Origin of the sequence: Curtobacterium sp. 1544 (assembly GCF_040544915.1) — a bacterium.
Classification (GTDB): Bacteria; Actinomycetota; Actinomycetes; order Actinomycetales; family Microbacteriaceae; genus Curtobacterium; species Curtobacterium pusillum_C.
Genome location: NZ_JBEPKX010000004.1, coordinates 146,204 through 172,397, shown reverse-complemented (window position 1 = coordinate 172,397; position 26,194 = coordinate 146,204). Strand labels below are relative to the sequence as shown.

The window sequence follows — 26,194 nt, the reverse complement described above, 5'->3', positions numbered from 1 at the left end:
CCCCGTGTTCCGCCCTTTGTTTGTCCGTCGCCCCCACACCCCCCCGCCCCCCCCGCCGGGGGGGGGGGGGGGGGGGGGCCCCCCCCCCCCCCCCGCCTCCAGGACGGTGTTGCGTGAGCGCCTACGCGCCGGCACGCCACCAGTCGTCGAAGGGCGTCGCCGGGACCTGGCGCTTGTGCTCGGTCGCGCGGTAGCGCGACTCGATCGCCTCGGCGACCTCGAGCGGCACGTCGTGCCCCTGGAGGTACGCGTCGATCTCGGCGTAGGACAGCCCGAGGTTCGCCTCGTCGGTCTGGCCGGGCGTCTCGTCGAGCAGGTCCGCCGTCGGAGCCTTCTCGTAGAGACGAGCAGGAGCGCCGAGGTGTTCGAGGAGCTGTCGGCCCTGGCTCTTCGACAGGCCGGTGAGGGGCGTGAGGTCCACGCCGCCGTCGCCGTACTTCGTGAAGAAGCCGGTCACGGCCTCGGCCGCGTGGTCGGTGCCGACGACGAGGAGCCCGCGCTGCCCGGCGACGGCGTACTGGGCCACCATGCGCATCCGGGCCTTGACGTTGCCCTTCACGAAGTCGCTGAGCTCGACGCCGGAGTCGGCGGTGTCCTGCACGACACCGTCCACGCCGTGCTCGATGTTCACGGTGATGCCCGGGTCGGCCGCGATGAACCGCAGGGCGAGCTGGGCGTCGTCCTCGTCGGCCTGCACGCGGTACGGCATGCGGACGGTCGTGAACTCGGCAGCGTGCCCCTCGGCGCGGAGGGACTCGACGGCGAGCTGCGTCAGACGGCCGGCGAGCGTGGAGTCCTGGCCGCCGCTGATCGCGAGCAGGTAGCCCTTGGCGCCGGTGGTGAGCAGGTAGTCACGGAGGAACCCGACGCGACGGGCGACCTCCTGCTCCGGGTCGATGGTCGGCTGGACGTTGAGGTCCGCTGCGATGGCGGCTTGGAGTTCACGCACCACCCCAGTATCCCGCTGCATCCGCCCGGTGCACAGGGTTCAGCGCGCGGGTTCCGCACCGACCGGGCGGATCGTGTTGTCGTGGTCGGCGCCGATCGCGCACGTGCAGACCACGGCGATGGTCTCCTGCGCCTTCGTGAGCACGAACCGTTCGACGTGCGGCGGTCCGACGTGGCGGTCGAGCGGGTGGGTGTCGTGGTCGTGCACGGTGGGCCTCACTTCGCGGATCGAGGACAGGGATCGAGAACTGACGGGGACGGGGACAGAAGCGGGACGTGCCGGTGCGGTGGTGGCCCGAACCACCACCGCACCGGCGGGCCCGCGGCGACCCGAACGCGCCGCGGACCCCGGGCAACGGGCGCCGGGTACCCGCCGGCGCCCGTCCGGGTCAGGCGCGGCGCAGGCGTCGCGCGACGAGGGTGCCGCCACCGGCCGCGAGGAGCAGGCCGGCGAGGAGCAGCAGCGGGAGGACCTCGGCGCCGGTGTAGGCGAGGCTGCCCGTCCCGGAGCCGTTGCCGGCACCTCCGTTGCCAGCACCTCCGACACCGCCCGCACCCCCGTTGCCGCCCGCACCCGGGCCACCCGGGGTTCCGGGCGTTCCGGGCGTTCCGGGATCAGTCGGGTCGACCGGGGCTGCGGCGACCGCGAAGGTCACCGAGTCCGGGTCGCTGACGAGCGTGCCGATGGTCTCGACGGCGACGGCCTCGTGGTCGCCGACCGCGACGTCCGGGAACGTGACCGTCCAGGTGCCGTCCTCGTCCGCGACCGTCGACTGGACGCCCTCGTCGTCACCGTCGAGCGTCACGTCGACGTCGGCACCCGGCTCCGCGGTGCCCGTGACCGGGACGTCGGTGGTGTCGTCATCGGACGGTACCGCGTAGTCCGTCCCGTCCTCCGGCGTGGTGATCGCGATGCCGGCGAAGGGGTCCGCCTGCACGGTCGCGGTCGCCAGGTCGACGGTCGCCAGGTCGGCGGCCGGCAGGAGCTGCACGCGGACCGCCCGGACCGTGGTGGCTCCGGTGGAGTCGGCGGTCGGCTCGGTGAACGCCGGCGCGGTCTGCGAGTTGATCGTGATCGAGACGAGCTCGTTCACGATGTCGAGCAGCGGGTCGAGCGCCGTGACGGTGCCCGTGACCGTGGTGAGCAGGGCCTGCACGGTGTCCGCGACGAAGTCCCCGCCGAGCACGTCACCGACGATGCCGGTGAGCGCCGGCACGATCGTCGAACCGAGCAGCGGCTGCAGGAGCGGGTCCAGCGTGCCGAGCACCGGAGCGAGGATCCCGGTGCCGGCCACGGTGAGGGTGGCGCCGTCACCGGCACCGAGCAGGTCGCCGACGGTGGTGTCGACCGTGAGGGTCAGGCCGGCCACGTTCGCGCCGAGCAGGTCCACGCCGGTGTCGACGACGAGCTGCACGTCGGCGACGTCGAGCGCGTTCGTCAGCGTCGTCGTGAGGAGCGCCGGGAGCTGCTCGGTGAGGATGTCCGAGATCGCGCCGGTGATCTGCGCGTTGATCGTGTCGCTCGCGAGCAGGGTCGTGTTCGCGGGCAGGTCGTTCAGCGTGTAGAGCTGTCCGAGGTCGATCGAGACCACACCGGAGGACAGGTCGATGGTGACCGGGCCGTCCGTCAGGGACTGCTGGGTGACGGTGGACAGCGCACCCTGCAGGTCGACGTCGGCCGTCAGCTGTGCCGTGGTGTCGTCGAGCGAGAGCACCCCGAGCCCGAGGGTGTTGAGGGCCGAGGTGACCGGGCCGAGCAGCGACGCGGTGAGGTCGGTGGTGAGCCCGTCCGCGCCGAGGGCCGCGTTCACGGTGTCGTCGGTCGCGCCCAGCGAGGTGTCCAGCGTCTGGACGAGCTGCTGCACGGCCGGGCTGACGAGCCGGACCTGCGCGCCGGCGACCTGGTAGTCGGTGGTGACGTCCGCGCCGTCGAAGGTGCGGTCGGCCTCGGCACGGGCGGACAGTGCGCCGAGCCCGACGGAGAGTTCGCTGACGACCCCGTCGACGTCGAGGTCGCCGAGGAGCGGCGTGAGGTTCACCGTGGCACCGGCGCCGGGCGTGCCCGGACCGACCTGGATCGCACCGTCCGCGCCGACCGCACCGGCGGCGGCGACCGCCGAGGTGGTGTCGGTGGCGGCGACCTGCCCGGCGACGCCGACGTTCACCAGGCCGTTCTGGCCGAGCAGCTGGATGCCACCCGGGACGTTGATCCCGATGCTGTTGAGCACCGAGAGGTCGAGCGGGTCGGACTGACCGCCGGTGGTGCCTCCCGGAGCCGTGGCCCCGAAGGACCCGGCGAGCGCCGCGACGTCGTCGAGGTCGATGGTGCCGCTGCCGGCGAGGAGCCGACCTTCGGCCTGCGTCGCGTCGGACGCGGCGGCGTGTGCGGGGAGCGCGGCTCCGCCGATGATCACGGCCGCGACGGTGGCCGTGGCGCCTGCGCGGAGCGCGAAGCGTGTTGCAGTGCGTGGCATGGTGCCTCTTTCTCCGACGGAGGAGTGCTCCGCCGCTGATCCATCCCCCGCTGGTGGTGCGGGGGATCCGACGGGCTCGCTGGTGAGGCGGGCCCGGAGTCACGTGTGCGCGTCGTGCTCCGCGCGGGCGCGGCTATCCGGGGTGATCACCTCCGGTGCGACAGAGAACGGTCCGGGCCGCGACGGACGGGCGCATCGATCGTGCGCGCATCGTTCGTCCTCGTGCCATGTCCTGATCCCCTCGGGTGGGCTCGGCGTCGTCACCGAACTGAGGATGGGCGGTTGGTGAGACCGCGTTCCTGTGCAATCTACAAGGGGCACGCCCCACCCTGGCGATACCCCCGTTCGGGGTGCGGGGCCCGGGAGTACGACCAATCAGTTCGATCGTTGACAGTTAGAACTCGAACGGTTAGTGTTCTGATCATGACGCAGCAGGCACCCCGGTTCGACTCGCCCCTCCAGCAGATGCGCTGGATCGGGTGGGCACAGCGCAAGGCGGCCGAGGAGTGGGTCCGCGAACGCGACCTCACCCAGGAGCAGTCCTTCGTGCTGGGGTACCTGCAGCACACGCCCGGGGCGATCCAGCGGGACATCGCCGACATCACCCGGACCAGTGCGGCCAGCGTCTCGAGCCTCCTGCAGGGACTCGAGCGTCGCGGGCTGATCGAACGACGCGCGGACGCCGAGAACGCCCGGACGAAGCGCGTGCACGCCACCGACGAGGGGATCGCCCTCATCGCCGGGTTCGAGGACGCGATGGTCGCCCTCGACGACGTCCTGCTCGCGCCCCTCGACGCGGACGAGCGGGCCACCCTGCAGGCACTCCTGCAGAAGGTGACCGCCGAGCTGCCCGAACCCACCCGGTAGCGCCACCCCACCAACCCACGCGACGGCACCCGCCGCTCGCGCGCCCCGTCATGCCCTGACCCACCGCCGGGGCAGCGGAGCCCTGCCCAGAAGGAGGCAGTCATGAGCACCACAGCCACCACCACGACCCCCGAGAACACCGCCGCGGGGAAGAACCGCTGGTACCTGTCCGCCGCCCCGATCACCCGCGCGCTCGTGCACCTCTGCGTGCCGATGGCCGCCGCGATGGTCGTCAGCGCCGTCTACAACGTCATCAACGCCGGGTTCATCGGCTCGCAGCACGACACCTCGCTGCTCGCCGCGATCACCTTCGGCACCCCGCTCCTCGGCATCATCATGGCCGTCGGCGGCGTGTTCGGCGTCGGCGGCAGCGCGCTCATGTCGCGCATGCTCGGCGCCTCGGAGCACGATCCGGCCAAGGCGAAGGACATCAAGCGCGTCGCCTCGTTCGCGCTGTGGGGCGCCGTCGTCACCGGTGCGGTCCTCGCCGTCGTCGGCCTGGTCTTCCTGCAGCCGCTCGTCGCCGTGCTCGGTGCCGACGCCGCCGCGGTGCCCGCCACGAGCGCGTACGTGTCCGTCATGCTCGCGTTCGTGCCGGTGCTCGCCGCGTCGTTCGCCCTCGAGCAGATCGTCCGGTCCGAGGGAGCCGCACGGCAGGCGATGATCGGCCTCGTCCTGTCGACCGTCGGCAACCTCGTGTTCGACGTGCTCTTCATCCTCGTGCTGCACTGGGGCGTCGCCGGCGCCGCGCTCGCCATCGGCCTGGGCAACGTCGTCGCGATCGGCTACTGGGTCGTCTGGCTCCAGCGGAACAGCGAGAACGTCAGCTTCGCGCCGAAGTGGTTCACGCTCCGTCCGGACATCCTCAAGGGCGTGTTCGGCATCGGCTCGAGCGAACTGCTGCAGGCCTCGTTCCTCATCGTCACGACCCTCGTGCTCAACAACCTCGCCGCCGCCTACGGTGACGACCCGCTCGCCGCGATGGGTGTCGCCGTGCGCATCGCCCAGGTCCCGGAGTTCCTCGTCATGGGCGTGACCATCGGCGTGCTGCCGCTGCTCGCCTACGCCTTCGGCAAGGGGGACGCGGTCCGGCTCCGTGCCGCACTCCGCGGTGCCGCGTTCACCGTCGGGACGATCGTCCTGGTGTTCTCCGGCACGGTGTTCGTCCTCCGCGAGCAGGTCTTCACGATCTTCTCCGGGGACCACTCGGTGCTGGCGATCGGCCTGACCATCCTGACGGCGCAGCTCGTCGCGACGATCGTGAACGGGTTCACCGGACTGCTCACCTCGCTGTTCCAGGCGACCGGGATGGTGCTGCCCGCGATGGTGCTCTCGATGGCACAGGGCGTGCTGTTCATCCCGATCGTCATCGTCGGGAACCTGTGGTTCGGGCTCGCCGGGATCATCTGGGCGCTGACGGTCACCGAGGTGCTCGTGTTCGTCGCCGCCCTGGTGCTCTGGGCAGCGTCCCGCGGGCGCATCGCCCGCGGCCTCGCGGAGGGTTCGCCGGAGCGCGCGGACGCAACGCTGGAGGAAGCGGCCGTCTGACGCTCTGGACGCGCGCCACGACGGACTGGAGGCGCGGTGTCAGCTGGCACCGTCCCTCCAGTCTCGGCCGTCGTCCCGTCAGCCAGGTACCCCGATCAGCGCTGCGCGCCGAGGAAGTCCGCGTACGTCGGTTCGCGGAGCAGCGAGCCGCCGAAGGCGGCCGTGCCGTCCGGCCCACCGAGCCGCGAGGCGACGAGCCACGCGATGTCCTCGGGCGAGCGGAGTCCGTGTCGGTGCCAGTCCTCCTGGCGGCGGGGCGTCACGCGAGCACCAGCTCGACGACGGAGGCGAACCACGGGCCGAGCGGCGTGCGCGGTGATCCGGCGAAGAGTTCGACAGGGTGCGGGAACGTGTGGACAGTGGCGGTCACGTCGACCAGCCCTTCGTCGGAGTGATGCGCACTCCGGATCCGACCGGGCCGTCCCGCTGCGCCAGACCCCGCGACCGCGAGGAGCATCAAGACCACGGAACCCTGAGTCGGCCCGGTCTGCTCAGCGTACTGTCGTCCGTCGCTCCGCACGAGGACCGTCCGGTACCCGCACTCGCCCGCCCCGGTACGGTGGGCGGGCACACCCGTACCCCGAGGAGCCCCATGCCCCTGTTCGGCAGTCCAGCCAACCCCACGACCACCACCGCGGCGCCGTCCGACGTGACGAAGAAGTGGTCCGACTCGTTCGGCGGCCTCGCGACCCGGTGCCTCCAGCTCATCGTCGTGCTCGTCGTCGTGATCGGCATCGTGTACGCCGCGGCCACGCTCAGCGTCGTCACGATCCCGGTGCTGCTCGCGCTCATCATCGCGTCGGCCATGCACCCCGTCGTCTCGTGGCTCCGCCGACACAAGGTCCCGTCGATACTCGCGACCCTCGCTGTCCTGATCGGCGTGCTCGTCGTGCTCGGGCTCGTGGGCTGGCTCATCGTCGTCGCCGTGATCTCGCAGTGGCCGGACCTGCAGAAGTCCGCGTTGCGCGGCTTCGACCAGCTGCAGGACTTCGCGTCGACGCTGCCGATCTCGATCGACCAGTCGCAGATCGACGAGGCGGTCAAGGGCATCCAGGACTTCGTCACCAGCTCGCAGTTCGGCTCCGGAGCCCTCGCCGGCGCCTCGGCCACCGCGAACTTCCTCACCGGCCTCGTGCTGATGATCGTCGTGCTGTTCTTCTTCCTCAAGGACGGCCCCCGCATCTGGGAGTTCCTGCTCCGCCCCTTCACCGGCGCTCGGTACGACCGCGCCCGTCGCGTGGGCGACCGGGTCGTCCAGACGCTCGGCGGCTACGTCCGCGGCACGGCGACGGTCGCCGCGGTGGACGCCGTCGGCATCGGTGTCGGCATCGCGATCGTCGGGGTGCCCCTCGCACTCCCCCTGGCCGTCGTCGTGTTCATCACCGCGTTCATCCCGATCGTCGGTGCGACCGCGGCCGGCATCCTCGCGGCACTGGTCGCCCTCGTCGCGCTCGGTCCCGTCCAGGCGCTGATCGTGGTCGGCATCGTCGTGCTCGTCAACCAGCTCGAGGGCAACCTGCTCCAGCCGGTCCTGATGGGCAAGACGCTCAAGCTGCACGGTCTGGTCATCCTCATCGGCCTGACCGCCGGCACGGTGCTCGCGGGCATCACCGGGGCGATCATCTCGGTGCCGCTGCTGGCCGCCGCCTGGGGAGCGATCCAGGTGTGGGACGGGCCGGACCAGCCGGCGCGGCCGTGGCGGCAGAAGCGCGTGGAGACCGCCGAGGCGCGCTGAGGCTCTCGACGCCACCACGAACGGACGGGAGGCGGGGGGGGCCCGGGGCCCCCCCCCCCCCCCCCGGGGGGGGGGGGGGGGGGCCCCCGCCCCCCCCCCCCCCTCCCGTCCGTCTGTGGGTACGTTCCTTGCCGCTGAAGCGACAGATCCTGCCGCGACCTGCCGTCCGAACCGCGAAAGCGACAGTTCTCCGCGGATGTTCCGCGGAGAACTGTCGCTTTCGCGAGTCTGGGCGCCCTCGAGGTCAGTCGGTGCCGGAGTCGAACGCGGCACCCTCGGACGCGGCGTCCGTCGCACGGCCGAGTGCGTCGTCGGCGTCCGAGGTGACGACGGCGCCACCGAGGATCTCCTCGGCCTCGCCCGACTCGAGCCGGCCGACGAGGTCACCCGTCGCCCCACCGATGAGACCGGCGGCGGCGTACTGCTCGAGGCGCGACCGCGAGTCCGCGATGTCGAGGTTCCGCATGGTGAGCTGACCGATGCGGTCGTCCGGGCCGAACGCCGAGTCGCCGACGCGCTCCATCGAGAGCTTGTCCGGGTGGTACGACAGCGCCGGACCCGTCGTGTCGAGGATCGTGTAGTCGTCACCGCGACGCAGCCGCAGCGTGACCTCGCCCGTGACGGCCGAGGCGACCCAACGCTGCAGCGACTCGCGGAGCATGAGCGACTGCGGGTCGAGCCAACGGCCCTCGTACATGAGGCGACCGAGGCGGCGACCCTCGTTGTGGTACGACGCGACAGTGTCCTCGTTGTGGATCGCGTTGAGCAGTCGCTCGTAGGCGATGTGCAGCAGCGCCATGCCCGGCGCCTCGTAGATGCCGCGGCTCTTCGCCTCGATGATGCGGTTCTCGATCTGGTCGGACGCGCCGAGGCCGTGGCGTCCGCCGATGGCGTTCGCCTCGTAGACGAGGGCGACCGCGTCGGCGTACTCGACGCCGTTGATCGCGACCGGGCGGCCGGCCTCGAAGCGGACGCTGACGACCTCGGTCGCGACCTCGACGTCGTCACGCCAGGCGGCGACACCCATGATCGGCTCGACGATGTCAAGGCCGCTCGAGAGCTCCTCGAGGCTCTTCGCCTCGTGCGTGGCACCCCAGATGTTCGCGTCGGTCGAGTACGCCTTCTCGGTGGAGTCGCGGTACGGGAAGCCACGGGCGACGAGCCACTCGCTCATCTCCTTGCGGCCGCCGAGCTCCTCGACGAACTCGGAGTCGAGCCACGGCTTGTAGACGCGCAGACGCGGGTTCGCCATCAGGCCGTAGCGGTAGAACCGCTCGATGTCGTTGCCCTTGTAGGTGGACCCGTCGCCCCAGATGTCGACGCCGTCCTCCTTCATCGCGCGGACGAGCATCGTGCCCGTCACCGCACGGCCGAGGGGCGTCGTGTTGAAGTACGTCTTCCCGCCGGAGCGGATGTGGAAGGCGCCGGTCTGCAGGGCGACGAGGCCCTCTTCGACGAGGGCGCTCTTCGCGTCGACGAGTCGGGCGATCTCCGCGCCGTACTCGTGGGCGCGGCTCGGGACGGCGTCGATGTCCGGCTCGTCGTACTGGCCGATGTCGGCCGTGTACGTGCAGGGCACCGCTCCCTTCTCGCGCATCCAGGCAACGGCGCAGGAGGTGTCGAGACCTCCGGAGAACGCGATGCCGACTCGTTCGCCGACGGGGAGACTGCTCAGGACCTTGGACACGGCCTCAATCGTACGGGGAGTCCGGCCGGTACATCGACCTGCGGTGTGCCCCTGGAGGGACTCGAACCCCCAACCGTTTCCTTAGGACGGAACTGCTCTTCCATTGAGCTACAGAGGCTGGCCCTCCCACTCTAGCGGCGGAACGGCTCCAGGAAGGCCCGGAGCTCCCCGACGAACAGGTCCGGCTGCTCGAACGGCGCGAAGTGCCCACCGCGGTCGAGTTCGTGGTGGTACACGAGGTTCGTGGTCCGCTCGAGCCACTCCCGCGGCGCCCGCACGAGGTCGCCCGGGAAGATCGAGAAGCCGGACGGCACCTCGACCCGTCGGGCCATCTGCTCCGCCGGGACCGCCGCGTTCGCGTGGTACATCCGCATCGCCGAGCCGATCGTCGCCGTCGCCCAGTACTCGGTGAGGAGCGCCAGCACCTCGCCCCGCGTGTACACCGACCAGAGGTCCCCGTCGCAGTCGCTCCACGACCGCAGCTTCTCGACGATCCACGCCGCGAGGCCCGCCGGAGAGTCGTTCAGTCCGACCGCGGCGGTCTGCGGCTTGGTCCGGTGCATCATCGCGTAGGCGCCCTCGGCGGTGCGCCACTGTTCGGTCTCGGCGACGAACGCACGCTCGGCGTCCGACAGCGTCGACGGGTCGAGCCCGGGCCAGGCGAGTCCGCCGTCGATCCGGTGCACGGCGACGACCCGGTCGGGGTGGTCGAGCGCGAGGTACCGGGCGACGTGGGTGCCGATGTCCCCGCCGGACACCGCGAACCGCTCGTACCCGAGGTCGGTCATCAACGTCGCCCACATCCCGGCGACCGCGCGGGCATCGATCGGCTGCGGCGGCGCGTCCGAGAATCCGTAGCCGGGCATGTCCGGCACGACGACGTCGAACCCGGCGGCGACGAGCATCGGCAGCACCTTGCGGTACCGCCACCCGGAGTCCGGCCAGCCGTGCGCCAGGAGGACCGGCAGCGCGTCTGCCGTGCCGGCACGGGCGTGCAGCACGTGTATCCCGATGCCGTCCACCACGAGCCGACGTGACGGCAGTGCGGCGAGCGCCGCCCGGTGCGCGTCGAAGTCGAATCCGTCGGCCCAGTACTCGACGAGGGGTCGGAGCTCGTCGACGTCGACCCCGAGTGACCAGCCCGTGCCGGCCGGGGCGTCCGGCCACCGTGTGGCACGCAGCCGGGCGCGCAGGTCCGCGATGGTCGCGTCGTCGATCTCCGGGGTCTGGGCCATGGCCGCACGCTACGCGCACCGACCGACAGGCCGACCGCGGGGACACCGGAACCCCTATGGTTTCCTCATGTCAGGGAACGCATCGGGGAGCGCGTCAGGGAACCGCGGGAACCGCACGGGGTGGGCCGGTTTCTGGGACCGGGGTGGGTGGTGGAAGGCGATCGCGTTCGCGGTCGTGTACCTCGCGATCTACCTCGGCGTCGGCTGGGTCATCGACAAGGCAGCCGGCGACGCCATCGACTTCGACGACGTCTTCGGGGACCCGCTGAGCGTGTTCCTCGCGGTCGCGCTGCCGCTGGTCATCGGCTCGATCGTCCTGTTCGCCTTCGCGGCGTCCGTCCGCTGGCTCCCCCGTCCGCTGTTCGGACGCCAGCCGGTCACGGGCCGGTGGTGGATGTGGATCGCACCCGTGCTCGTGGTGATCACGTTCGTCCTCCGCCTGTTCGGCATCGACTGGGCCTCGTACACCGGAGGGGTCATCGCGACGACGTTCCTCGCAGGCCTCTTCGTCGGCATCGCGGAGGAGGTCCTCACCCGCGGGATCGTCGTCACCCTGCTCCGCCGGCACGGTTACCGCGAGTGGGCCGTCGCCGTGCTGTCCTCGCTCGTCTTCGCCCTGCTGCACACCACGAACCTGCTCTCGGGCCAGCCGTTCCTCACCGTCATGGCCACCGTCGGGTTCGCCTTCGGGTTCGGGATGATGATGTACCTGACGCTGCGCGTGACCGGGAACCTCGTCTGGCCGATCATCCTGCACGCCCTGACCGATCCCTCGACCATCCTCGCCACGGGCGGGATCGACGTCGCCGGGAGCAACCAGAGTCCACTGCTGGCCTTCGCGGGACTGTCCACGTTCGTGTTCCTGATCTTCGCGCTCATCGCGATGATCGTCATCCGCGGGAACGCGAACGGCCGCGCAGCGGCCGGCGAACCCGAGCTGCACACAACGCTCCCCACCGCCTGACGCGCGCGGCGCTCGACACGCGACCAGGAGACGGACTGGAGGCACGGTGCCAGCTGGCACCGTGCCTCCAGTCCGATGCGGCGACAGCCGCGCACCCGGTGCGCGAACGCACACAGGCCGCTACGCGGCCACGAGGTACTCGTCCCACTCGGACTGCGGACGCTCGATGCCCCGCACCACCCACGACGCACCGTGCGGCGCCTTCGGGCGGAACCGGAGCCGCCAGCCCATCTCCTGCGGGGTGCGGTCACCCTTGGTGTTGTTGCACGCCAGGCAGCAGGCGACGAGGTTCTCCCACGAGTCCTCGCCCCCGCGCGAACGCGGCTGCACGTGGTCGATGGTCGTCGCGTGCCGGTCGCAGTAGGCGCACCGACTGGCGTCCCGGCGGAGCACACCGCGACGGGAGACCGGCACGAGCCGCGAGTGCGGGATGCGGACGTACCGGGTGAGGATGATGACGGACGGACGGTCGTAGGTGGACGTCGAGCCCGTGACCGGGTGCTCGAGGTCTGCGGCGACGATGGCGGCCTTCTGGTTCATGACGAGCACGAGGGCCCGTCGGAACGAGATCACCGCGAGGGGCTCGTAACCGGCGTTGAGGACGAGAGTGCGCATGGTTTCCCTTCCGACGTGCCTGGACGGCTTCCAGGCGCTGCGGGTGCATCGGACCGGGACTCCGCGCAGGTGACCGTCGCTCGCGCACACGTCCCCTGAACCACGAAGAGCACCACCCGGCTGGGCAGTGCTCTCGTCATGCAGGGGCGTGCTCGTGCACGCAGGCGGTGGTCGACCGTATGTCGACGTGCGCGCGCCGACCCATGGTGCGGGTCGTGCGGAACGCTGACATGGGGTCTCCCTGCTCGGGGCCGTTCGGACCGGTGCAGCGTCAGGGTACGTCAGAAACCGGCCCGGCACGAGGGTGCGCGGGCCGGTTCCGGCGATGTTCACGGGATCGACGTCCCGTGGTCGGATCAGATGCCGAAGCGGACGATGTGGTAGTCGCTGGTCCAGATCGGGCGGATCGAGACGGAGCCACCGGGCTTCGGGGCGTCCATGATCATGCCGTTGCCCATGTAGAAGCCGTCGTGCGCCTCGTTGTTGAAGATGACGACGTCACCGGGCTGCGCCTCGGACTCGGGGATCGTGGTGCCGGCCTGGTCCTGCAGCGGCACCGAGTGCGCGAGGTTGATGCCGTACTGGGCGTACACGAACATGACGTAGCCCGAGCAGTCGAAGCCGGACGGGTCGGCGCCTCCGAAGACGTACGGGGTGCCGATGTACTGCTTGGCGGTGGCGACCACGGCGGGCAGCGAGAACGGGGTGTTCGCGGCGGAGGCGGTCGCGACGTAGTCCGACGCGCTCGGGCCCGTGTACGAGGCGTACTGCGAGGCGGTCTGCGCGCGGGCGGCCTGCGTGGCGGCGGCCTGCTTGGCGGCTGCGGCAGCGGCCTTCTGCGCGGCCTCGGCGTCGAGCGTGGACTGCGCGGTGGCGCCGTAGCCGTCGCGGCTCGTGCCGGCGAGGGCGACCGCGTCGGACACGGAGAAGTTCTGGGCCTCGGTCGTGCGGATCTGGCGCTGCGCGGCGGCGGCGTCCGAGCCGGTGGACTGCTGCGTCGCGGCGAACGCCGGGGCGACGGCCACGGTGCCGAACATGCCCGCGGCGACGGTCAGCACGACCGGCGCGAGGAAACGGCGCTTGCGGGCGGAGGAGCTCGCCTTCGCCGTGGCGGCGGTGCGGGCGGCCTGCGCTGCGCGGCGACCGCCGGGGAGCGGGGCGTCGCGGACCGGGGTCACGCGGCGGGTGGGTTCCGCGGTGCGAGCGGCCCGGCGGGAGAGCGGGGCGTCGGTGGCGTTCACGGTGTTCGTCGGGTTCGCGGGCGTCTGGTCGTCCGCGGCGGAACCGGTCTGCGTCAAGGGATGTCTCCGGCGTCTCGTCATCACTGCCAGCGGGGGTGATCGCCGGCCGTGCAACCCCATCCGTTCGTCATCGTTTCCGATCGAGACAGGAGACGGGTTCGAGACGTCCTGTCACGGGTCCTGGGCCTCGTGGGTGGCCTGCGGACTCGACGAGTGTACGTGGACGCCGTTACCTTGTCGAGATGAAAACGCCGGTTTGTAACAGAACGGTTAAGAATCCCTGATCAGAGGGCAGAAAACCACTCCGCCCCAGTTTCGGGGACAGCGCGTCAGGCTCGCTCGATGTAGACGTGCTGCGCGACCTCGCTGGGCAGCTCGATCCCAGCGTCCTCGCCGTCGACGCGGACGGCGACGTAGGCCCCTGCGCGCTGCACGCTCGCCAGCCGTCCGGGCATCACACCCGCCGACCGCAGCTGGTGGAGGAGCTCCGGTTCGAACTGCACGGGTTCACCGAGGCGGCGGATCACACCGGTCGCGACGGCGTCGGTGCCCTCGGTCGCGGCGACGATGTTCTGCACGCCGTCGAGGAACCCGGGTGCCGCGGGGCCACCGATCTCGGCGAGGCCGGGGATCGGGTTGCCGTACGGCGACTCGGTCGGGTTGCCGAGCATCTCGAGCAGACGGACCTCCACCTGCTCGCTCATGACGTGCTCCCAGCGGCACGCCTCGTCGTGGACGAACGCCCAGTCGAGCCCGATCACGTCGGACAGCAGGCGCTCCGCGAGGCGGTGCTTGCGCATGACGTGGGTGGCACGGGAGCGCCCCTCGTCGGTGAGTTCGAGGTGCCGGTCGCCGGAGACGACGACGAGTCCGTCGCGCTCCATGCGGGCGATGGTCTGCGAGACCGTCGGGCCCGAGTGGCCGAGACGCTCCGAGATGCGGGCGCGCAGCGGCACGATCGCCTCTTCCTCCAAGTCGAGGATGGTGCGAAGGTACATCTCCGTGGTGTCGACGAGATCGGTCACGGTCCGCCTCTCATGTCTGGGCCCAGCGCGCCCCACCCTACTTGTTCGAGGCGACATGCAATGACCAACACTTGCAAGGTGCAAGAAAGTCCGTGGCGGACACGGCCTGGAGGCACGGTGCAGGTCCACCCCGTCCGGCCGGTACACGGTCACGAGCGTTGGGATACCGCTCGTTAGGATCGGTGCATGGCAGACATCGTCATCCCCGCCGAACTCCTCCCGACCGACGGCCGCTTCGGCTGCGGCCCGTCCAAGATCCGTGGCGCGCAGCTCGAGTCCCTCGTGACCCGCGGGGCGACGATCCTCGGCACCTCCCACCGTCAGAAGCCCGTGAAGGACCTGGTCGGCAGCGTCCGTCAGGGCATCGCGGACCTGTTCGACGTCCCCGAGGGCTACGAGGTCGTCCTCGGCAACGGTGGCTCGACCGCCTTCTGGGACGCCGCCGCGTTCGGCCTGATCGAGCGCCGGGCCGAGAACCTGTCCTTCGGCGAGTTCGGGTCCAAGTTCGCCAAGGCCGCCGGTGCGCCGTGGCTCGAGTCGCCGCACGTCGTCGAGGCCCCCGGTGGATCGCTCGCCGCGCTCGAGGCCGTCGAGGGCGTGGACGTCTACGCCTACCCCCACAACGAGACCTCGACGGGCGTCATGGCGCCGGTCGTCCGCGCCGCGGGTGACCCCGGCGCCCTCACCGTCGTCGACGCCACGAGCGCCGCCGGTGGTGCCGCGTTCGACGTCAGCGCCACCGACGTCTACTACTTCGCGCCGCAGAAGAACTTCGCGTCGGACGGCGGACTCTGGCTCGCACTGTTCTCCCCCGCCGCGATCGAGCGCGTCGAGCGGATCGCCGCGAGCGGCCGGTACATCCCGGAGTTCCTGTCGCTCAAGAACGCCGTCGACAACTCGCGCCTGAACCAGACGCTGAACACCCCGGCGCTCGCGACCCTGATCCTGCTCGAGGACCAGGTCCGCTGGATCAACGAGTCCGGCGGGATCGGGTGGGCGGACACCCGCACGAAGACCTCGTCGTCGACCCTGTACGACTGGGCCGAGTCGGTCGACTACGCGACGCCGTTCGTGACCGATCCCGCTGCCCGCTCGCAGGTCGTCGCGACGATCGACCTCGACGACTCCATCGACGCGAAGGCCGTCGCCGCCACCCTCCGCCAGAACGGCATCGTCGACACCGAGCCGTACCGGAAGCTCGGGCGCAACCAGCTGCGCATCGCGACGTTCACGGCGATCGACCCGGACGACGTCGCGAAGCTCGTGCAGGCGATCGACTTCACGGTGGACGCCCTGCGCTGACCGAGCAGCCACCACGCCGAACGGCCGCAGCCCCACGGGATCCGTGGGGCTGCGGCCGTTCTCGTCGGTGCGGTTCGGGTCAGACGCCGTGGCGTTCCGGGTCGACCTCGCCGGCGTCGAGCCGGTCCGTCTCGAGGTCGTCGTCAGGGTCGATCGGGCGGACCCGGCTCGACCGGCGACGGGCACCACGGGACGGCGGCGGGGTCACGACGGCCTCGTCATCGTCGTCGTCCGACTCGTCCTCGTCCTCGTCCGCCTCGTCGAGCTCGTCGACGTCCACGCCCTCGATGTCGTCGTCGTCCGACTCGTCCAGGTCGTCCTCGTCGGTGTCGAAGTCGTCCTCGTCGTCGGACTCGTCGTCATCGGACTCGTCGTCGTCCGCGTCGTCGTAGTCCGCGTCCTCGGCGTCCTCGTCGTCGTCCTCGTCCGCCTCGTCCTCGTGCTGCCCCGCGCGGTACTCGGCGAGCCGCTCGGACCACGGCACCCAGTCCGGCGCGACGAGCGAACCGTCGCCCGGCATGAGCTCGACCTCGAGCACGGTGGGCTCGTCACCCTCGACCTGCGCGATGGAGACGGTCCACCGCCACCCGGGGTACCCGGGCATGCGGTTCGCGAAGAGGACCGACACGACGCCGTCCCCCTCGTCGACGGTGCCCGCTGGTCCGCCGACGGTGGATTCGGGCGTCACCTCGAGCAGGGCCTTCCGCGCGAGGGCGGTGAGGTCCTCGGAAGGGGCCGGGGCTGTAGGGGAGGTCTCGGTCATCACGCGTCCAACTGGTCAGCGACGTGCCGCAGGATCGCGGCGATACGGGTGCCGTTCTTCGGGTACCGGCCGTGCCGGAAGTCCCCGCTGATCCGGTCGAGCTCCTTCACGAGGTCCTCGACGATCACGGCCATGTCGTCCGCCGATCGCCGTGACATCTTCGCCAGGGACGGCTGCGGGTCGAGGAACCGCACGGACAACGCCTGCGACCCCTTCTTCCCCTGGACGACGCCGTACTCGAGCCGCGATCCGGCCTTCACCGACGTGACGCCGTCGGGCAGCGAGGACGCGTGCAGGAAGACGGGTTCGCCGTCGTCGCCGGTGATGAACCCGAACCCCTTCTGGTCGTCGTAGAACTTGACCTTGCCGGTGGGCATTGGTGGGACTCCTCGAGGTCGTGGAACGGCCGTGGTGCGTCGGATATCCTGGGTCGATGGCCAACCCGACCCGGTCCACCGGGAACACGCAGGACTCCGCGGAACCCCCGGTGACGTTCAATCGTACCGAACGCGCCCTCGCGTTCATGGTCGGTGGGATCTTCATCGCGGCGTTCCTCTGCATGGCGGCGATGATCGTCATGTGGCTGACCGCCCCGAGCGCGCAGGGATCGATGCCGTGGCCCGTGATCATGGCGATCCCGCTCATCGGGTTCCCGATCGGCATGGTGCTGGTCTTCACGCTCCTCGCCATCACCTGGACGCGCAGGGCGCGAGCGAACCGGACGGCGCGCTGAGGCCCGCGCGGGACGATCGCGGCGGACGATGACGACCACCGCAGACCTCGCCGCCCGGCTCCGGGCGATGCCAGACGACGCCCTCGAACGACTCGTCGTGGCCCGGCGGCTCCCCGCGGCGGTGCTCGCCGAGGCCGGTCCGCTGCGCATCTCGGACTTCTTCGACCTCGCCGAGGCACTCCGCACCGACGACGCGGTCGACGCCGCCATCGAGCACCTGCCCCGTGCGACGCTCCTCGCGCTCCGTGACCGAACCGGGTCGGCTGACGACCTCGCCCCGGCGGTGACGCTCGGCCTCGCCGACGAGGAGGGCGGCGTCGACGACGCGGTCGCGGCCCGTCTGGCCGCGCACCCGGACATCGCCGGACTGACCGGAGGCACGGATCACCTCGACCACGCCGGTCCGCCACCCGAGACCCTCGACGAGGCACGCGCCCGCACGACCGGCGCGGAGCACGCCTTCGCGACGATGACCGTGCTCGCCGAGCTCCTGCGCGCCGTGTCCGATGGAGCCGTCCGCGAACTCGTGAAGGGCGGCATCGGGACCCCGCTCGCGAAGACGCTCGGCGAGCGCGCCGGCGCCGACGCCCAGGTCGTGCCGGACCGCCTGGCGCTGCTCGAACGGACCGGCTTCGCCGACCCGAGCGACGGCACGTGGACGACGACCGACGCCGGCGAGACCTGGCTCGTGGCGAGCTGGCCGGACCGCTGGTCGACGCTCGTGTCCGCGTGGCGGGACGCCCTCGACCCCGCACTCCACGACGTCCTCGACACCGCTGGGGACGACCTCCGCGACCTCGTCTCCGTCGGGCGCTGGGCGTACCCGGCGGGTGCCCGGTGGCTCGACGCCGTGCTGCTCGAGGTCGCCGGCACGGCGAACGCCCTCGGCCTCACCGTGGACGGCCTCGTCACGAGCACCGGCCGAGCGCTCCTCGACGGCGACGCGGCTCCGGCAGCCGAGGACCTCCCGCGCACGGTCGACGGCGTGTACCTCCAGCACGACCTCACCGTGATCGCGCCGGGCCCGCTCGCCCCCGTCGACGACGCCGCGCTCCGGAGCGTCGCCGTGCTCGAGGCCCCGGGACTCGCGGCGCGGTACCGGATCTCCGAGGACTCGCTCCGCCGGGCGTTCCGGGCCGGGCTCACCCGCGACGAGGTCGTGGCGCTCCTCGAGCGACTGTCCTCGACCGGCCTCCCGCAGCCGCTCGCGTACCTGGTCGACCAGGTGGCCTCCCGCGACGGCAGCATCGTCGTCGACCTCGGCGCGGACGGCGTCGGGACCCGCGTGCACGGCACCGCCGACCAGCTCGACCTCATCGGGGTCGACGCCGAGCTGCGCCAGCTGGCGTGGGAGCGCGACGACCTCACGACCCTGCTGACCCGCTACCCGCCGCACGTCGTCCACACGGCGCTGGAGGACCAGCGCTACCCGGCCGTCCTGACGGCCGCAGCCCGCCCCGCGACGGGATCCGTGCCTCCAGGCCGACGACGCGGTGGCGGACGCAACCCGGAGCAGGCGGCGCACGCACTCGTGGAACGGCTCCGCGTCACCACCGAACGGGGTGACGCCGAACCGGAGCAGGAGTGGCTCGGGCGGCAGATCGACCTCGCGGTCCGCGGACGCACCCCGATCCGGCTGACGGTGCGGATGCCGGACGGCACGGAGCGCCCGTTCTCGATCATCCCCACCTCGGTGGCCGCCGGACGCGTCCGGGGGCGTGACACCGCCGTCGACGTCGAACGCACCCTGCCGCTCTCCCTCGTGGTGGCTGTGGAGAGCGACGCGTGATCCACAGGTGAGCCGGACCGCGCCGGTTCGCAGGCAAGCGGCCTAGGCTGATCCGTCATGAACGGACCGCTGATCGTGCAGAGCGACCGCACCGTGCTCCTCGAGGTCGCACACCCCGACGCCGAGGACGCACGCCACGACCTCGCGGTCTTCGCCGAGCTCGAACGCGCCCCCGAGCACGTGCACACCTACCGCATCACGCGGCTCGGGCTGTGGAACGCCCGGGCAGCCGGGCACGACGCCGATTCGATGATCGGGACGCTCGAGCGTTTCGCCAAGTTCGCCGTGCCGCAGAGCGTGACCGTCGACATCCGGGACACCGTGGCACGGTACGGCCGGCTCGTCATCCGGCGTGAAGAGCGCCCGGACGCCCCGGTGATCGCGAACTCCCCGGCCGAGGAACTCGAGCTCCAACCGGTCCTGCTCCTCACCGCGACGGAGCCGTCGGTGCTGGCCGAGGTCATCCGGTCGAAGCGCATCAAACCGCTGCTGGGCAACATGCGTTCCCCGGAAGAGGTCGAGCTGCTCCCGTGGGCCCGCGGACAGATCAAGCAGGAGCTCGTGAAGCTCGGCTGGCCGGCCGAGGACCTCGCCGGTTACACCCCTGGACAGCCCCACCCGATCGACCTCGACACGTCAGAGTGGAGTCTCCGCCCGTACCAGGAACAGGCCGTCGACACCTTCTTCGCGCAGGGATCGGGCGTCGTCGTGCTGCCGTGTGGTGCGGGCAAGACGCTCGTCGGCGCCGGCGCGATGGCGACCGTGAAGGCGACGACACTCATCCTCGTCACGAACACCGTCTCCGCCCGGCAGTGGCGGTCCGAGCTGCTGCGCCGGACCACCCTGACCGAGGACGAGATCGGCGAGTACTCCGGCAGCGTCAAGGAGATCCGACCGGTCACGATCGCGACGTACCAGATCCTCACCGCCCGTCGGAAGGGCGAGTACACGCACCTGTCGCTGCTCGACGCCCTCGACTGGGGCCTCATCGTGTACGACGAGGTGCACCTCCTGCCCGCGCCGGTGTTCAAGCTGACCGCTGACCTGCAGGCCCGCCGTCGACTCGGTCTCACCGCGACCCTCGTGCGCGAGGACGGGCGCGAGGGCGACGTGTTCTCCCTCATCGGTCCGAAGCGCTACGACGCCCCGTGGAAGGAGATCGAGGCGCAGGGGTACATCTCGCCCGCCGAGTGCTTCGAGGTCCGCATCGACCTCCCGCACCAGGACCGCCTCGAGTACGCGGCGTCGAGCGACGACGAACGGTACCGGCTTGCGGCGACCTCACCCGCGAAGACCCCGGTGGTCCGGGAGCTCATCGAGAAGCACCGCGGGGAGCAGATCCTCGTGATCGGGCAGTACATCGACCAGCTCGACTCGCTCGCCGAGTCCCTGGACGCGGCGGAGATCACCGGCTCGACACCCGTCGACGAGCGGGAGCGGCTGTACCAGGCGTTCCGCGACGGCACCATCGACGTCCTCGTCGTCTCGAAGGTCGCGAACTTCTCCGTCGACCTGCCGGACGCGACCGTGGCGATCCAGGTCTCCGGGTCGTTCGGCTCACGGCAAGAAGAGGCCCAGCGACTCGGCCGACTCCTGCGCCCGAACAAGGACGGACTGCCCGCGTCGTTCTACACGCTCGTGACCCGCGACACCGTCGACCAGGACTTCGCGCAGAACCGTCAGCGCTTCCTGGCCGAGCAGGGGTACTCGTACACGATCCTCGACGCCGACCAGGTCCAGGCGCCCGTGGGCTGACGCACGCACCGCTCCCAGGAAACCATTAGGGAACGGTCAGAAGATAGGACCATGAGCGATGGCCCCAAGATCCTGATCGTCGACGACGAGCCGAACATCCGCGACCTCCTGACGACCTCGCTGCGCTTCGCCGGCTTCGCCGTGCGCGCAGTGGGCAACGGCGCTCAGGCGATCTCCGCCGTGCTGGAAGAAGAGCCGGACCTGATCATCCTCGACGTGATGCTCCCCGACATGAACGGGTTCGGCGTCACGAAGCGCCTCCGCTCGTCGGGCTACACCTCGCCGATCCTCTTCCTCACCGCGAAGGACGACACCGAGGACAAGATCACCGGCCTCACCGTCGGTGGTGACGACTACGTCACCAAGCCGTTCTCCCTCGACGAGATCGTCGCCCGCATCAAGGCCATCCTCCGTCGCACCATGAACGACGAAGAGGACGCGATCATCCGCGCCGGTGAGCTCACGATGGACCAGGACACGCACGAGGTCACCATCGGCGACGCGCAGATCGAGCTCTCCCCCACCGAGTTCAAGCTGCTCCGCTACCTCATGCTCAACCCGAACCGCGTGCTGTCCAAGGCGCAGATCCTCGACCACGTGTGGGAGTACGACTTCAACGGCGACGCCGGCATCGTCGAGTCGTACATCTCGTACCTGCGTCGGAAGCTCGACCAGTACTCGGCCGAGCCGATCATCCAGACGAAGCGCGGCTTCGGCTACATGCTCAAGGCGTCGAAGGCCTCGTAGGCCTCTCGGACTTCTGGGTCCGTCTTCACGGCGGCCGTCGGGTTTCGACCCGCGGCCGCCGTCTATCGTTGGGGAAGCATGCACACGCGAATGAGCCGCTGGTGGGACGGGATCTCCCTGCGCACCAAGATCACCGGGATCACGGTCCTGTTGGTGGCGCTCGGGCTGCTCGTCGCCGGTCTCGGCACCATGACCGTGCTCTCGACCTACCTCATGTCACAGCTCGACACCAGCGTGAAGAACACGACCGAGCAGCTCGAGGGTCAGAACATCAGCGACGGTGAGCAGTACTGCAAGCTGTCCGTCGTCCTGTCGCAGAGCGCCTACGTCGCCGCGTACAACTCGGACAGCGACCGGATCTGCCAGACGAAGGCGTCCAGCCGCCCCGACATCCGGCAGCTCGACTTCGCTGCCGCCGCCCAGAGCGGCGTCCGCTTCTCGCTCTACGACAGCCAGCACAACCACGAGTGGCGCGCCCAGGTCATCCCGGCCTCGTTGCAGGACCAGTCGAACGGCGCCACCGAGACGGGCTACGTGCTCGTCGCGGTCTCGAGCGCCGACACCGACCAGACGATCGCCCGCTTCACCGTGATCTTCCTCGGGTTCGGCATCTCGGTCATCCTGCTCGGTGCGATGCTCACCAGACTCCTCGTGACCGCGACCTTCGACCCGTTGCGCGACGTCGAGGACACCGCTGCGCGCTTCGCCGCCGGTGACTTCAACCAGCGACTCGAGTCCGACACCCCGAACACCGAGGTCGGACGCCTGAACCGCTCCCTGAACTCGATGCTCGAGCGGATCGACACCGCGTTCGAGGACCGCCAGCGCACCATCGACCAGATGCGCCGCTTCGTCGGGGATGCCTCCCACGAGCTCCGCACACCCCTCGTGTCCCTGCGGGGCTACGCCGAGTTGTACCGGATGGGTGCCCTCCGCAAGGAAGAGGACGTCGCGCAGGCGATGGAGCGCATCGAGAAGGAAGCGAAGCGAATGGGGCTCCTGGTGCAGGACCTCCTGCAGCTCGCCCGGATCGACGAGTCGAAGCCGCTCGAGCTCGGGCCGGTCGACCTCGTCGCCATCGCCCGCGACTCCGCGCTCGACACGATGGCGTCGAACCCCGACCGCGAGATCCAGGTGCTCGTCGAGGACTCGGTGACGGGCGAGAGCGTCCCGCACGCCGTCCGGCCGGCGTCGGCACCCGGCTCCGACTCGAGCGACTCCCCGCCGGTTTCGCCCACGTCGGCGAACACCACCGGGCCGATCGCGTTCTCGCGCCAGACGATCGCGCGCCTGCGTGCCCGCCGCACCCGCGCGATGGGCGTCGACGGCGAACTCGCCCCGAGCGACGAGACGACCCCGCTGCCCACGGTCGTACTGCCCAAGCGCCCGCCGATCGTCCTGGCGGAGGAGAACAAGATCCGCCAGATCGTGACGAACCTCATGGGCAACGCCATGCGGTTCACGGAGCACGACGACCCGATCGAGATCGGCATCGGCGTGGACGACGAGCGCGGCATGGCGCACATCGACGTGATCGACCACGGTGAGGGCATCCCGCCGCAGCTCCGCGACAAGATCTTCCAGCGCTTCTGGCGTGCCGACACCTCGCGCGCACGGGACACCGGCGGCTCGGGCCTCGGGCTCGCCATCGTCTCGGGCATCGTCGCGGCGCACCACGGGTCGGTCGAGGTCTTCGACACCGAGGGCGGCGGCGCCACCTTCCGCGTCTGGCTCCCCCTGCTCCCCCGCGACTACGCCGCCCCGGCCCCCGCCGCCCCCGCCGGCGCCTGACGCCGCTGGCTCCGGCCGAGCGGGAGCTATTCGTCACGCTCACCGCCCCGAACCGGGCGAATCCGCCCGCTCGGTGCCTATCACGCGGCGCGTTCTACCCGATCGTGCGGCGAAGGCCTGGCGGAGCCGCTCGAACAAGACAGCCGGACGCCCTGCGTCCGCAGCCGTCGCGTGGATGACGAGCCACCCGCCCGCAGTGAAGCCGTTGCCCCGACGTTGATCGCGACGGTACTGCTCGCGATCGCGGTGGTGGTCCCCGTCGTACTCGAGCGCGATCTTCTGGTCGGGCCAGGCAAAGTCCACCCGGCCGAGGAAGATCCCCTGCTCGTCGTGGACATCGAGGTTGAGCTCCGGTTCCGGGAACCCAGCGTCGACGACGGCGAGGCGGACGTACGTCTCCATCGCCGACTCCGCGCCGACTCGGATCCGCTCGAGCGCTGCCCGCGCACGACGTGCACCGCGCATACCCGAGTGCACTTCGGCAGCGAGGTCGTCGATGGTCGCCAGCCCGGATCTGCCGACGAAGTAGTCCCCGAGGGCGATGAGCTCCAGCTCGCCGAGCATCGCGGCGCACTCGAACCACGTCCGAGCTGGTGCGCTCACCCTGCCGATGGTGTGCTCATGGACAGCAGGTCGAACGCATCGGTGGCCGACGACGTGCGCGCGACGCATACTCCGGTCGGCCGCAGTCGAGACGTGCACGACGTCCTCCGGCAGGCTCCGCGGCAACGGGCCGCCCCAGATCCGTGCCGCAGTGGTGTGACTGAACCACTGGTCATGTTGGAGCAACACGGCGACCGCTTCCACCAGTGTCGGCTGGAGTGACGACGGCGTCCGGACACCGTGGATCGGGGTCGACAGATCGCTCCGCCGCAACCGGTGTCGCGGCACGCCTTGGCTGACCGCCTCTCGAACGCGGAATGGACCGGGGCCGAGCGGTGGAGTAGATCGCGTCATGACCGAGATCGTGCTGTGCAGCGAAGTGGACGCGACCATCTCTGACACCTTCTGTGGAGAGCGAGATGCCGCGCGCCTCCTGTGCAGAGGTACTGGAGCCACCGATCGGGCAGAACCCGCCATGCGATAGACCGCGAGCGGTCATGACACGCCGTCCGAGGCGCGCGAGCGTGACGTATTTTGCCCACTCGGCGGCCCGCCCCACCCCACGCACGCGGAAGGGCCCCGCACGCGCAGCGTGCGGGGCCCTTCCGTCAGGACTGCTTAGAAGTCCATGCCACCCGTCGGGTCGCCGGCCGGAGCAGCAGGGGTGCGCTCCGGCTTGTCGGCGACGACGGCCTCGGTCGTGAGGAACAGACCGGCGATCGACGCAGCGTTCTGCAGCGCCGAGCGCGTGACCTTGGCCGGGTCGATGATGCCCGCGGCGACCAGGTCGACGTACTCACCGGTCGCGGCGTTGAGGCCGTGACCCGACTCGAGCTCGCGGACCTTGGCGGCGACGACGCCCGGCTCGAGACCGGCGTTCAGCGCGATCTGCTTGAGCGGCGCGTCGATCGCGACGCGGACGATGTTCGCACCGGTCGCCTCGTCGCCCTCGAGCTCGAGGGAGTCGAGCACGATGGACGCCTGGATGAGCGCGACGCCACCACCGGCGACGATGCCCTCTTCGACAGCAGCCTTCGCGTTGCGGACGGCGTCCTCGATGCGGTGCTTGCGCTCCTTGAGCTCGACCTCGGTCGCGGCACCGGCCTTGATGACGGCCACGCCACCGGCGAGCTTCGCGAGGCGCTCCTGGAGCTTCTCGCGGTCGTAGTCGGAGTCGGTCGCCTCGATCTCGGAGCGGATCTGACGGACGCGGCCCGCGATCTGCTCCTCGTCGCCAGCACCCTCGACGATGGTCGTCTCGTCCTTGGTGATGATGACCTTGCGTGCCTTGCCGAGCAGGTCGAGCGTGGCGTTCTCGAGCTTGAGGCCGACCTCTTCCGAGATGACCTGGCCGCCGGTGAGGATCGCGATGTCCTGCAGCATGGCCTTGCGACGGTCGCCGAAGCCCGGGGCCTTGACGGCGACGGACTTGAAGATGCCGCGGATCTTGTTCACGACGAGCGTGGCCAGGGCCTCGCCGTCGACGTCCTCGGCGATGATCAGGAGCTGCTTGCCCGCCTGGATCACCTTGTCGACGACCGGCAGGAGGTCCTTGATGTTCGAGATCTTCGAGTTGACGATCAGGATGTAGGCGTCCTCGAAGACGGCTTCCTGACGCTCGGGGTCGGTGACGAAGTACTGCGACAGGTAGCCCTTGTCGAAGCGCATGCCCTCGGTGAGCTCGAGCTCGGTGCCGAAGGTGTTCGACTCCTCGACGGTGACGACGCCTTCCTTGCCGACCTTGTCGATGGCCTCGGCGATGAGCGCGCCGATCGTCGGGTCCGCGGCGGAGATCGACGCGGTGGCGGCGATCTGGTCCTTGGTCTCGATGTCCTTGGCGTTGACGAGGAGCTGGTCGGAGACGGCGGCGACGGCCTTCTCGATGCCGCGCTTGAGCGACACGGGGTCGGCACCGGCGGCGACGTTGCGGAGACCCTCGCGGACGAGTGCCTGGGCGAGGACGGTCGCGGTGGTCGTACCGTCACCGGCGACGTCGTCGGTCTTCTTGGCGACCTCCTTGACGAGCTCCGCACCGATCTTCTCGTACGGGTCGTCGAGCTCGATCTCCTTGGCGATGGAGACACCGTCGTTCGTGATCGTGGGGGCGCCCCACTTCTTCTCGAGGACGACGTTGCGGCCGCGCGGGCCGAGCGTCACCTTCACGGCGTCGGCCAGGATGTTGAGGCCGCGCTCGAGGCCGCGACGGGCCTCTTCGTCGAAAGCAATGATCTTTGCCATGTGAGTTTCTCGTCCCTCCCGGACGTCGTCATGGGGGTCGTGCTGGCACTCAGCGTGAGCGAGTGCCAACGCCGATTCTGGCACTCGCAGGGGTCGAGTGCAACACCGACGGGAGGCAAGGGTCGACTTCCCAG

23 protein-coding genes and 1 tRNA gene are annotated in these 26,194 nt (G+C 70.5%); 10 read left to right on the top strand and 14 right to left on the bottom strand.

The features are described from left to right. Positions 1–121: 121 nt before the first annotated feature. The 3 genes from nadE to ABIC61_RS04435 all read right to left on the bottom strand — a co-directional run bounded on the left by nadE (position 122) and on the right by ABIC61_RS04435 (position 3,422). On the bottom strand, positions 122–949 hold the full coding sequence (nadE, locus tag ABIC61_RS04445; RefSeq protein ID WP_354028945.1) for an NAD(+) synthase: 828 nt from the start codon (positions 947–949) through the stop codon (positions 122–124). Between the two features lie 39 nt (positions 950–988). After that, positions 989–1,168 carry a hypothetical protein gene (locus ABIC61_RS04440; protein WP_144752871.1) on the bottom strand — a complete coding sequence of 60 codons (180 nt, stop codon included), beginning with the start codon at positions 1,166–1,168 and terminating at the stop codon, positions 989–991. Positions 1,169–1,337: 169 nt separating this feature from the next. After that, on the bottom strand, positions 1,338–3,422 hold the full coding sequence (locus ABIC61_RS04435) for a choice-of-anchor G family protein (RefSeq protein WP_354028944.1): 2,085 nt from the start codon (positions 3,420–3,422) through the stop codon (positions 1,338–1,340). Between the two features lie 423 nt (positions 3,423–3,845). On the opposite strand from ABIC61_RS04435, the gene ABIC61_RS04430 reads away from it, so the two are divergent. Together ABIC61_RS04430 and ABIC61_RS04425 are read left to right on the top strand one after the other, a co-directional pair. Further along, entirely contained in the window at positions 3,846–4,289 is a 444-nt protein-coding gene (locus tag ABIC61_RS04430; protein WP_222121968.1) for a MarR family winged helix-turn-helix transcriptional regulator, read from the top strand. A gap of 102 nt (positions 4,290–4,391) precedes the next feature. Beyond that, entirely contained in the window at positions 4,392–5,837 is a 1,446-nt protein-coding gene (locus ABIC61_RS04425; protein WP_354028943.1) for an MATE family efflux transporter, read from the top strand. Positions 5,838–5,932: 95 nt separating this feature from the next. Here the strand turns inward: ABIC61_RS04425 and ABIC61_RS04420 are convergent, their stop codons facing one another. Further along, the gene (locus tag ABIC61_RS04420) at positions 5,933–6,100 is read right to left on the bottom strand and encodes a hypothetical protein (RefSeq protein WP_186321972.1); all 168 of its coding nucleotides are present in this window, start codon (positions 6,098–6,100) and stop codon (positions 5,933–5,935) included. Between the two features lie 329 nt (positions 6,101–6,429). Between ABIC61_RS04420 and ABIC61_RS04415 the strand changes: the two genes are divergently transcribed. Next, positions 6,430–7,572 (top strand): AI-2E family transporter, encoded by a 1,143-nt coding sequence (locus tag ABIC61_RS04415; RefSeq protein WP_354028942.1) that lies wholly within the window; start codon positions 6,430–6,432, stop codon positions 7,570–7,572. A 244-nt stretch (positions 7,573–7,816) separates the two neighbouring features. Here the strand turns inward: ABIC61_RS04415 and argG are convergent, their stop codons facing one another. The 3 genes from argG to ABIC61_RS04400 form a co-directional block, all read right to left on the bottom strand. Beyond that, on the bottom strand, positions 7,817–9,259 hold the full coding sequence (gene argG / locus ABIC61_RS04410) for an argininosuccinate synthase (RefSeq protein ID WP_144752885.1): 1,443 nt from the start codon (positions 9,257–9,259) through the stop codon (positions 7,817–7,819). Between the two features lie 46 nt (positions 9,260–9,305). After that, positions 9,306–9,377, bottom strand: a tRNA-Arg gene (locus tag ABIC61_RS04405). Positions 9,378–9,390: 13 nt separating this feature from the next. Next, positions 9,391–10,494: an epoxide hydrolase family protein gene (locus ABIC61_RS04400; protein ID WP_354028941.1), complete on the bottom strand. Its 1,104-nt coding sequence runs from the start codon at positions 10,492–10,494 to the stop codon at positions 9,391–9,393. Between the two features lie 67 nt (positions 10,495–10,561). On the opposite strand from ABIC61_RS04400, the gene ABIC61_RS04395 reads away from it, so the two are divergent. Then, entirely contained in the window at positions 10,562–11,458 is an 897-nt protein-coding gene (locus tag ABIC61_RS04395; protein WP_354028940.1) for a CPBP family intramembrane glutamic endopeptidase, read from the top strand. A gap of 120 nt (positions 11,459–11,578) precedes the next feature. Here ABIC61_RS04395 and ABIC61_RS04390 read toward each other — a convergent pair whose 3' ends face one another. The 3 genes from ABIC61_RS04390 to ABIC61_RS04380 all read right to left on the bottom strand — a co-directional run bounded on the left by ABIC61_RS04390 (position 11,579) and on the right by ABIC61_RS04380 (position 14,339). Further along, positions 11,579–12,073: an HNH endonuclease gene (locus tag ABIC61_RS04390; protein ID WP_144752906.1), complete on the bottom strand. Its 495-nt coding sequence runs from the start codon at positions 12,071–12,073 to the stop codon at positions 11,579–11,581. Positions 12,074–12,429: 356 nt separating this feature from the next. Beyond that, a complete protein-coding gene (locus tag ABIC61_RS04385) occupies positions 12,430–13,371 on the bottom strand; it encodes a C40 family peptidase (RefSeq protein ID WP_354028939.1) in 942 nt (313 codons plus the stop codon). Positions 13,372–13,643: 272 nt separating this feature from the next. Further along, positions 13,644–14,339: an iron-dependent transcriptional repressor DtxR gene (locus ABIC61_RS04380; protein ID WP_144752912.1), complete on the bottom strand. Its 696-nt coding sequence runs from the start codon at positions 14,337–14,339 to the stop codon at positions 13,644–13,646. A gap of 186 nt (positions 14,340–14,525) precedes the next feature. Here ABIC61_RS04380 and serC point away from each other — a divergent pair, with 186 nt between their 5' ends. Then, the gene (serC, locus tag ABIC61_RS04375) at positions 14,526–15,641 is read left to right on the top strand and encodes a phosphoserine transaminase (RefSeq protein WP_354028938.1); all 1,116 of its coding nucleotides are present in this window, start codon (positions 14,526–14,528) and stop codon (positions 15,639–15,641) included. 79 nt (positions 15,642–15,720) lie between these two features. Here serC and ABIC61_RS04370 read toward each other — a convergent pair whose 3' ends face one another. Together ABIC61_RS04370 and ABIC61_RS04365 are read right to left on the bottom strand one after the other, a co-directional pair. After that, positions 15,721–16,404, bottom strand: coding sequence for a DUF3027 domain-containing protein (locus ABIC61_RS04370; protein ID WP_354028937.1), 684 nt, complete (start codon positions 16,402–16,404; stop codon positions 15,721–15,723). Beyond that, the gene (locus ABIC61_RS04365; protein WP_079237226.1) at positions 16,404–16,781 is read right to left on the bottom strand and encodes a cold-shock protein; all 378 of its coding nucleotides are present in this window, start codon (positions 16,779–16,781) and stop codon (positions 16,404–16,406) included. Before ABIC61_RS04365 ends, ABIC61_RS04370 begins: the two co-directional genes overlap by 1 nt. Positions 16,782–16,837: 56 nt before the next feature. Between ABIC61_RS04365 and ABIC61_RS04360 the strand changes: the two genes are divergently transcribed. From ABIC61_RS04360 to ABIC61_RS04340, 5 genes are all read left to right on the top strand, one after another. Then, complete coding sequence (locus tag ABIC61_RS04360; protein WP_079237227.1) at positions 16,838–17,137, top strand: hypothetical protein; 300 nt, start codon at positions 16,838–16,840, stop codon at positions 17,135–17,137. A 28-nt stretch (positions 17,138–17,165) separates the two neighbouring features. Further along, positions 17,166–18,926: a helicase-associated domain-containing protein gene (locus ABIC61_RS04355; protein ID WP_354028936.1), complete on the top strand. Its 1,761-nt coding sequence runs from the start codon at positions 17,166–17,168 to the stop codon at positions 18,924–18,926. 57 nt (positions 18,927–18,983) lie between these two features. Next, positions 18,984–20,681, top strand: coding sequence for a DNA repair helicase XPB (locus tag ABIC61_RS04350; RefSeq protein ID WP_354028935.1), 1,698 nt, complete (start codon positions 18,984–18,986; stop codon positions 20,679–20,681). A gap of 51 nt (positions 20,682–20,732) precedes the next feature. Further along, positions 20,733–21,428: a response regulator transcription factor gene (locus ABIC61_RS04345; RefSeq protein ID WP_017888045.1), complete on the top strand. Its 696-nt coding sequence runs from the start codon at positions 20,733–20,735 to the stop codon at positions 21,426–21,428. Positions 21,429–21,506: 78 nt separating this feature from the next. Continuing rightward, positions 21,507–23,219: a sensor histidine kinase gene (locus tag ABIC61_RS04340; RefSeq protein WP_354028934.1), complete on the top strand. Its 1,713-nt coding sequence runs from the start codon at positions 21,507–21,509 to the stop codon at positions 23,217–23,219. Between the two features lie 39 nt (positions 23,220–23,258). Here the strand turns inward: ABIC61_RS04340 and ABIC61_RS04335 are convergent, their stop codons facing one another. After that, positions 23,259–23,822: an endonuclease domain-containing protein gene (locus ABIC61_RS04335; RefSeq protein ID WP_354028933.1), complete on the bottom strand. Its 564-nt coding sequence runs from the start codon at positions 23,820–23,822 to the stop codon at positions 23,259–23,261. Positions 23,823–24,440: 618 nt separating this feature from the next. Then, complete coding sequence (gene groL, locus ABIC61_RS04330) at positions 24,441–26,060, bottom strand: chaperonin GroEL (protein WP_144752932.1); 1,620 nt, start codon at positions 26,058–26,060, stop codon at positions 24,441–24,443. Positions 26,061–26,194 lie beyond the last annotated feature (134 nt).

Excerpts from the sequence above, each read along its gene's own strand:
- ABIC61_RS04350 (WP_354028935.1), top strand. The coding sequence starts at position 18,984 with ATGAACGGACCGCTGATCGTGCAGAGCGACCGCACCGTGCTCCTCGAG.
- groL (WP_144752932.1), bottom strand. The coding sequence starts at position 26,060 with ATGGCAAAGATCATTGCTTTCGACGAAGAGGCCCGTCGCGGCCTCGAG.
- ABIC61_RS04400 (WP_354028941.1), bottom strand. The coding sequence starts at position 10,494 with ATGGCCCAGACCCCGGAGATCGACGACGCGACCATCGCGGACCTGCGC.
- ABIC61_RS04370 (WP_354028937.1), bottom strand. The coding sequence starts at position 16,404 with ATGACCGAGACCTCCCCTACAGCCCCGGCCCCTTCCGAGGACCTCACC.
- serC (WP_354028938.1), top strand. The coding sequence starts at position 14,526 with ATGGCAGACATCGTCATCCCCGCCGAACTCCTCCCGACCGACGGCCGC.
- ABIC61_RS04425 (WP_354028943.1), top strand. The coding sequence starts at position 4,392 with ATGAGCACCACAGCCACCACCACGACCCCCGAGAACACCGCCGCGGGG.
- ABIC61_RS04345 (WP_017888045.1), top strand. The coding sequence starts at position 20,733 with ATGAGCGATGGCCCCAAGATCCTGATCGTCGACGACGAGCCGAACATC.
- ABIC61_RS04415 (WP_354028942.1), top strand. The coding sequence starts at position 6,430 with ATGCCCCTGTTCGGCAGTCCAGCCAACCCCACGACCACCACCGCGGCG.
- ABIC61_RS04435 (WP_354028944.1), bottom strand. The coding sequence starts at position 3,422 with ATGCCACGCACTGCAACACGCTTCGCGCTCCGCGCAGGCGCCACGGCC.
- ABIC61_RS04430 (WP_222121968.1), top strand. The coding sequence starts at position 3,846 with ATGACGCAGCAGGCACCCCGGTTCGACTCGCCCCTCCAGCAGATGCGC.
- ABIC61_RS04360 (WP_079237227.1), top strand. The coding sequence starts at position 16,838 with ATGGCCAACCCGACCCGGTCCACCGGGAACACGCAGGACTCCGCGGAA.
- ABIC61_RS04390 (WP_144752906.1), bottom strand. The coding sequence starts at position 12,073 with ATGCGCACTCTCGTCCTCAACGCCGGTTACGAGCCCCTCGCGGTGATC.
- ABIC61_RS04355 (WP_354028936.1), top strand. The coding sequence starts at position 17,166 with ATGACGACCACCGCAGACCTCGCCGCCCGGCTCCGGGCGATGCCAGAC.
- ABIC61_RS04365 (WP_079237226.1), bottom strand. The coding sequence starts at position 16,781 with ATGCCCACCGGCAAGGTCAAGTTCTACGACGACCAGAAGGGGTTCGGG.
- ABIC61_RS04395 (WP_354028940.1), top strand. The coding sequence starts at position 10,562 with ATGTCAGGGAACGCATCGGGGAGCGCGTCAGGGAACCGCGGGAACCGC.
- ABIC61_RS04340 (WP_354028934.1), top strand. The coding sequence starts at position 21,507 with ATGCACACGCGAATGAGCCGCTGGTGGGACGGGATCTCCCTGCGCACC.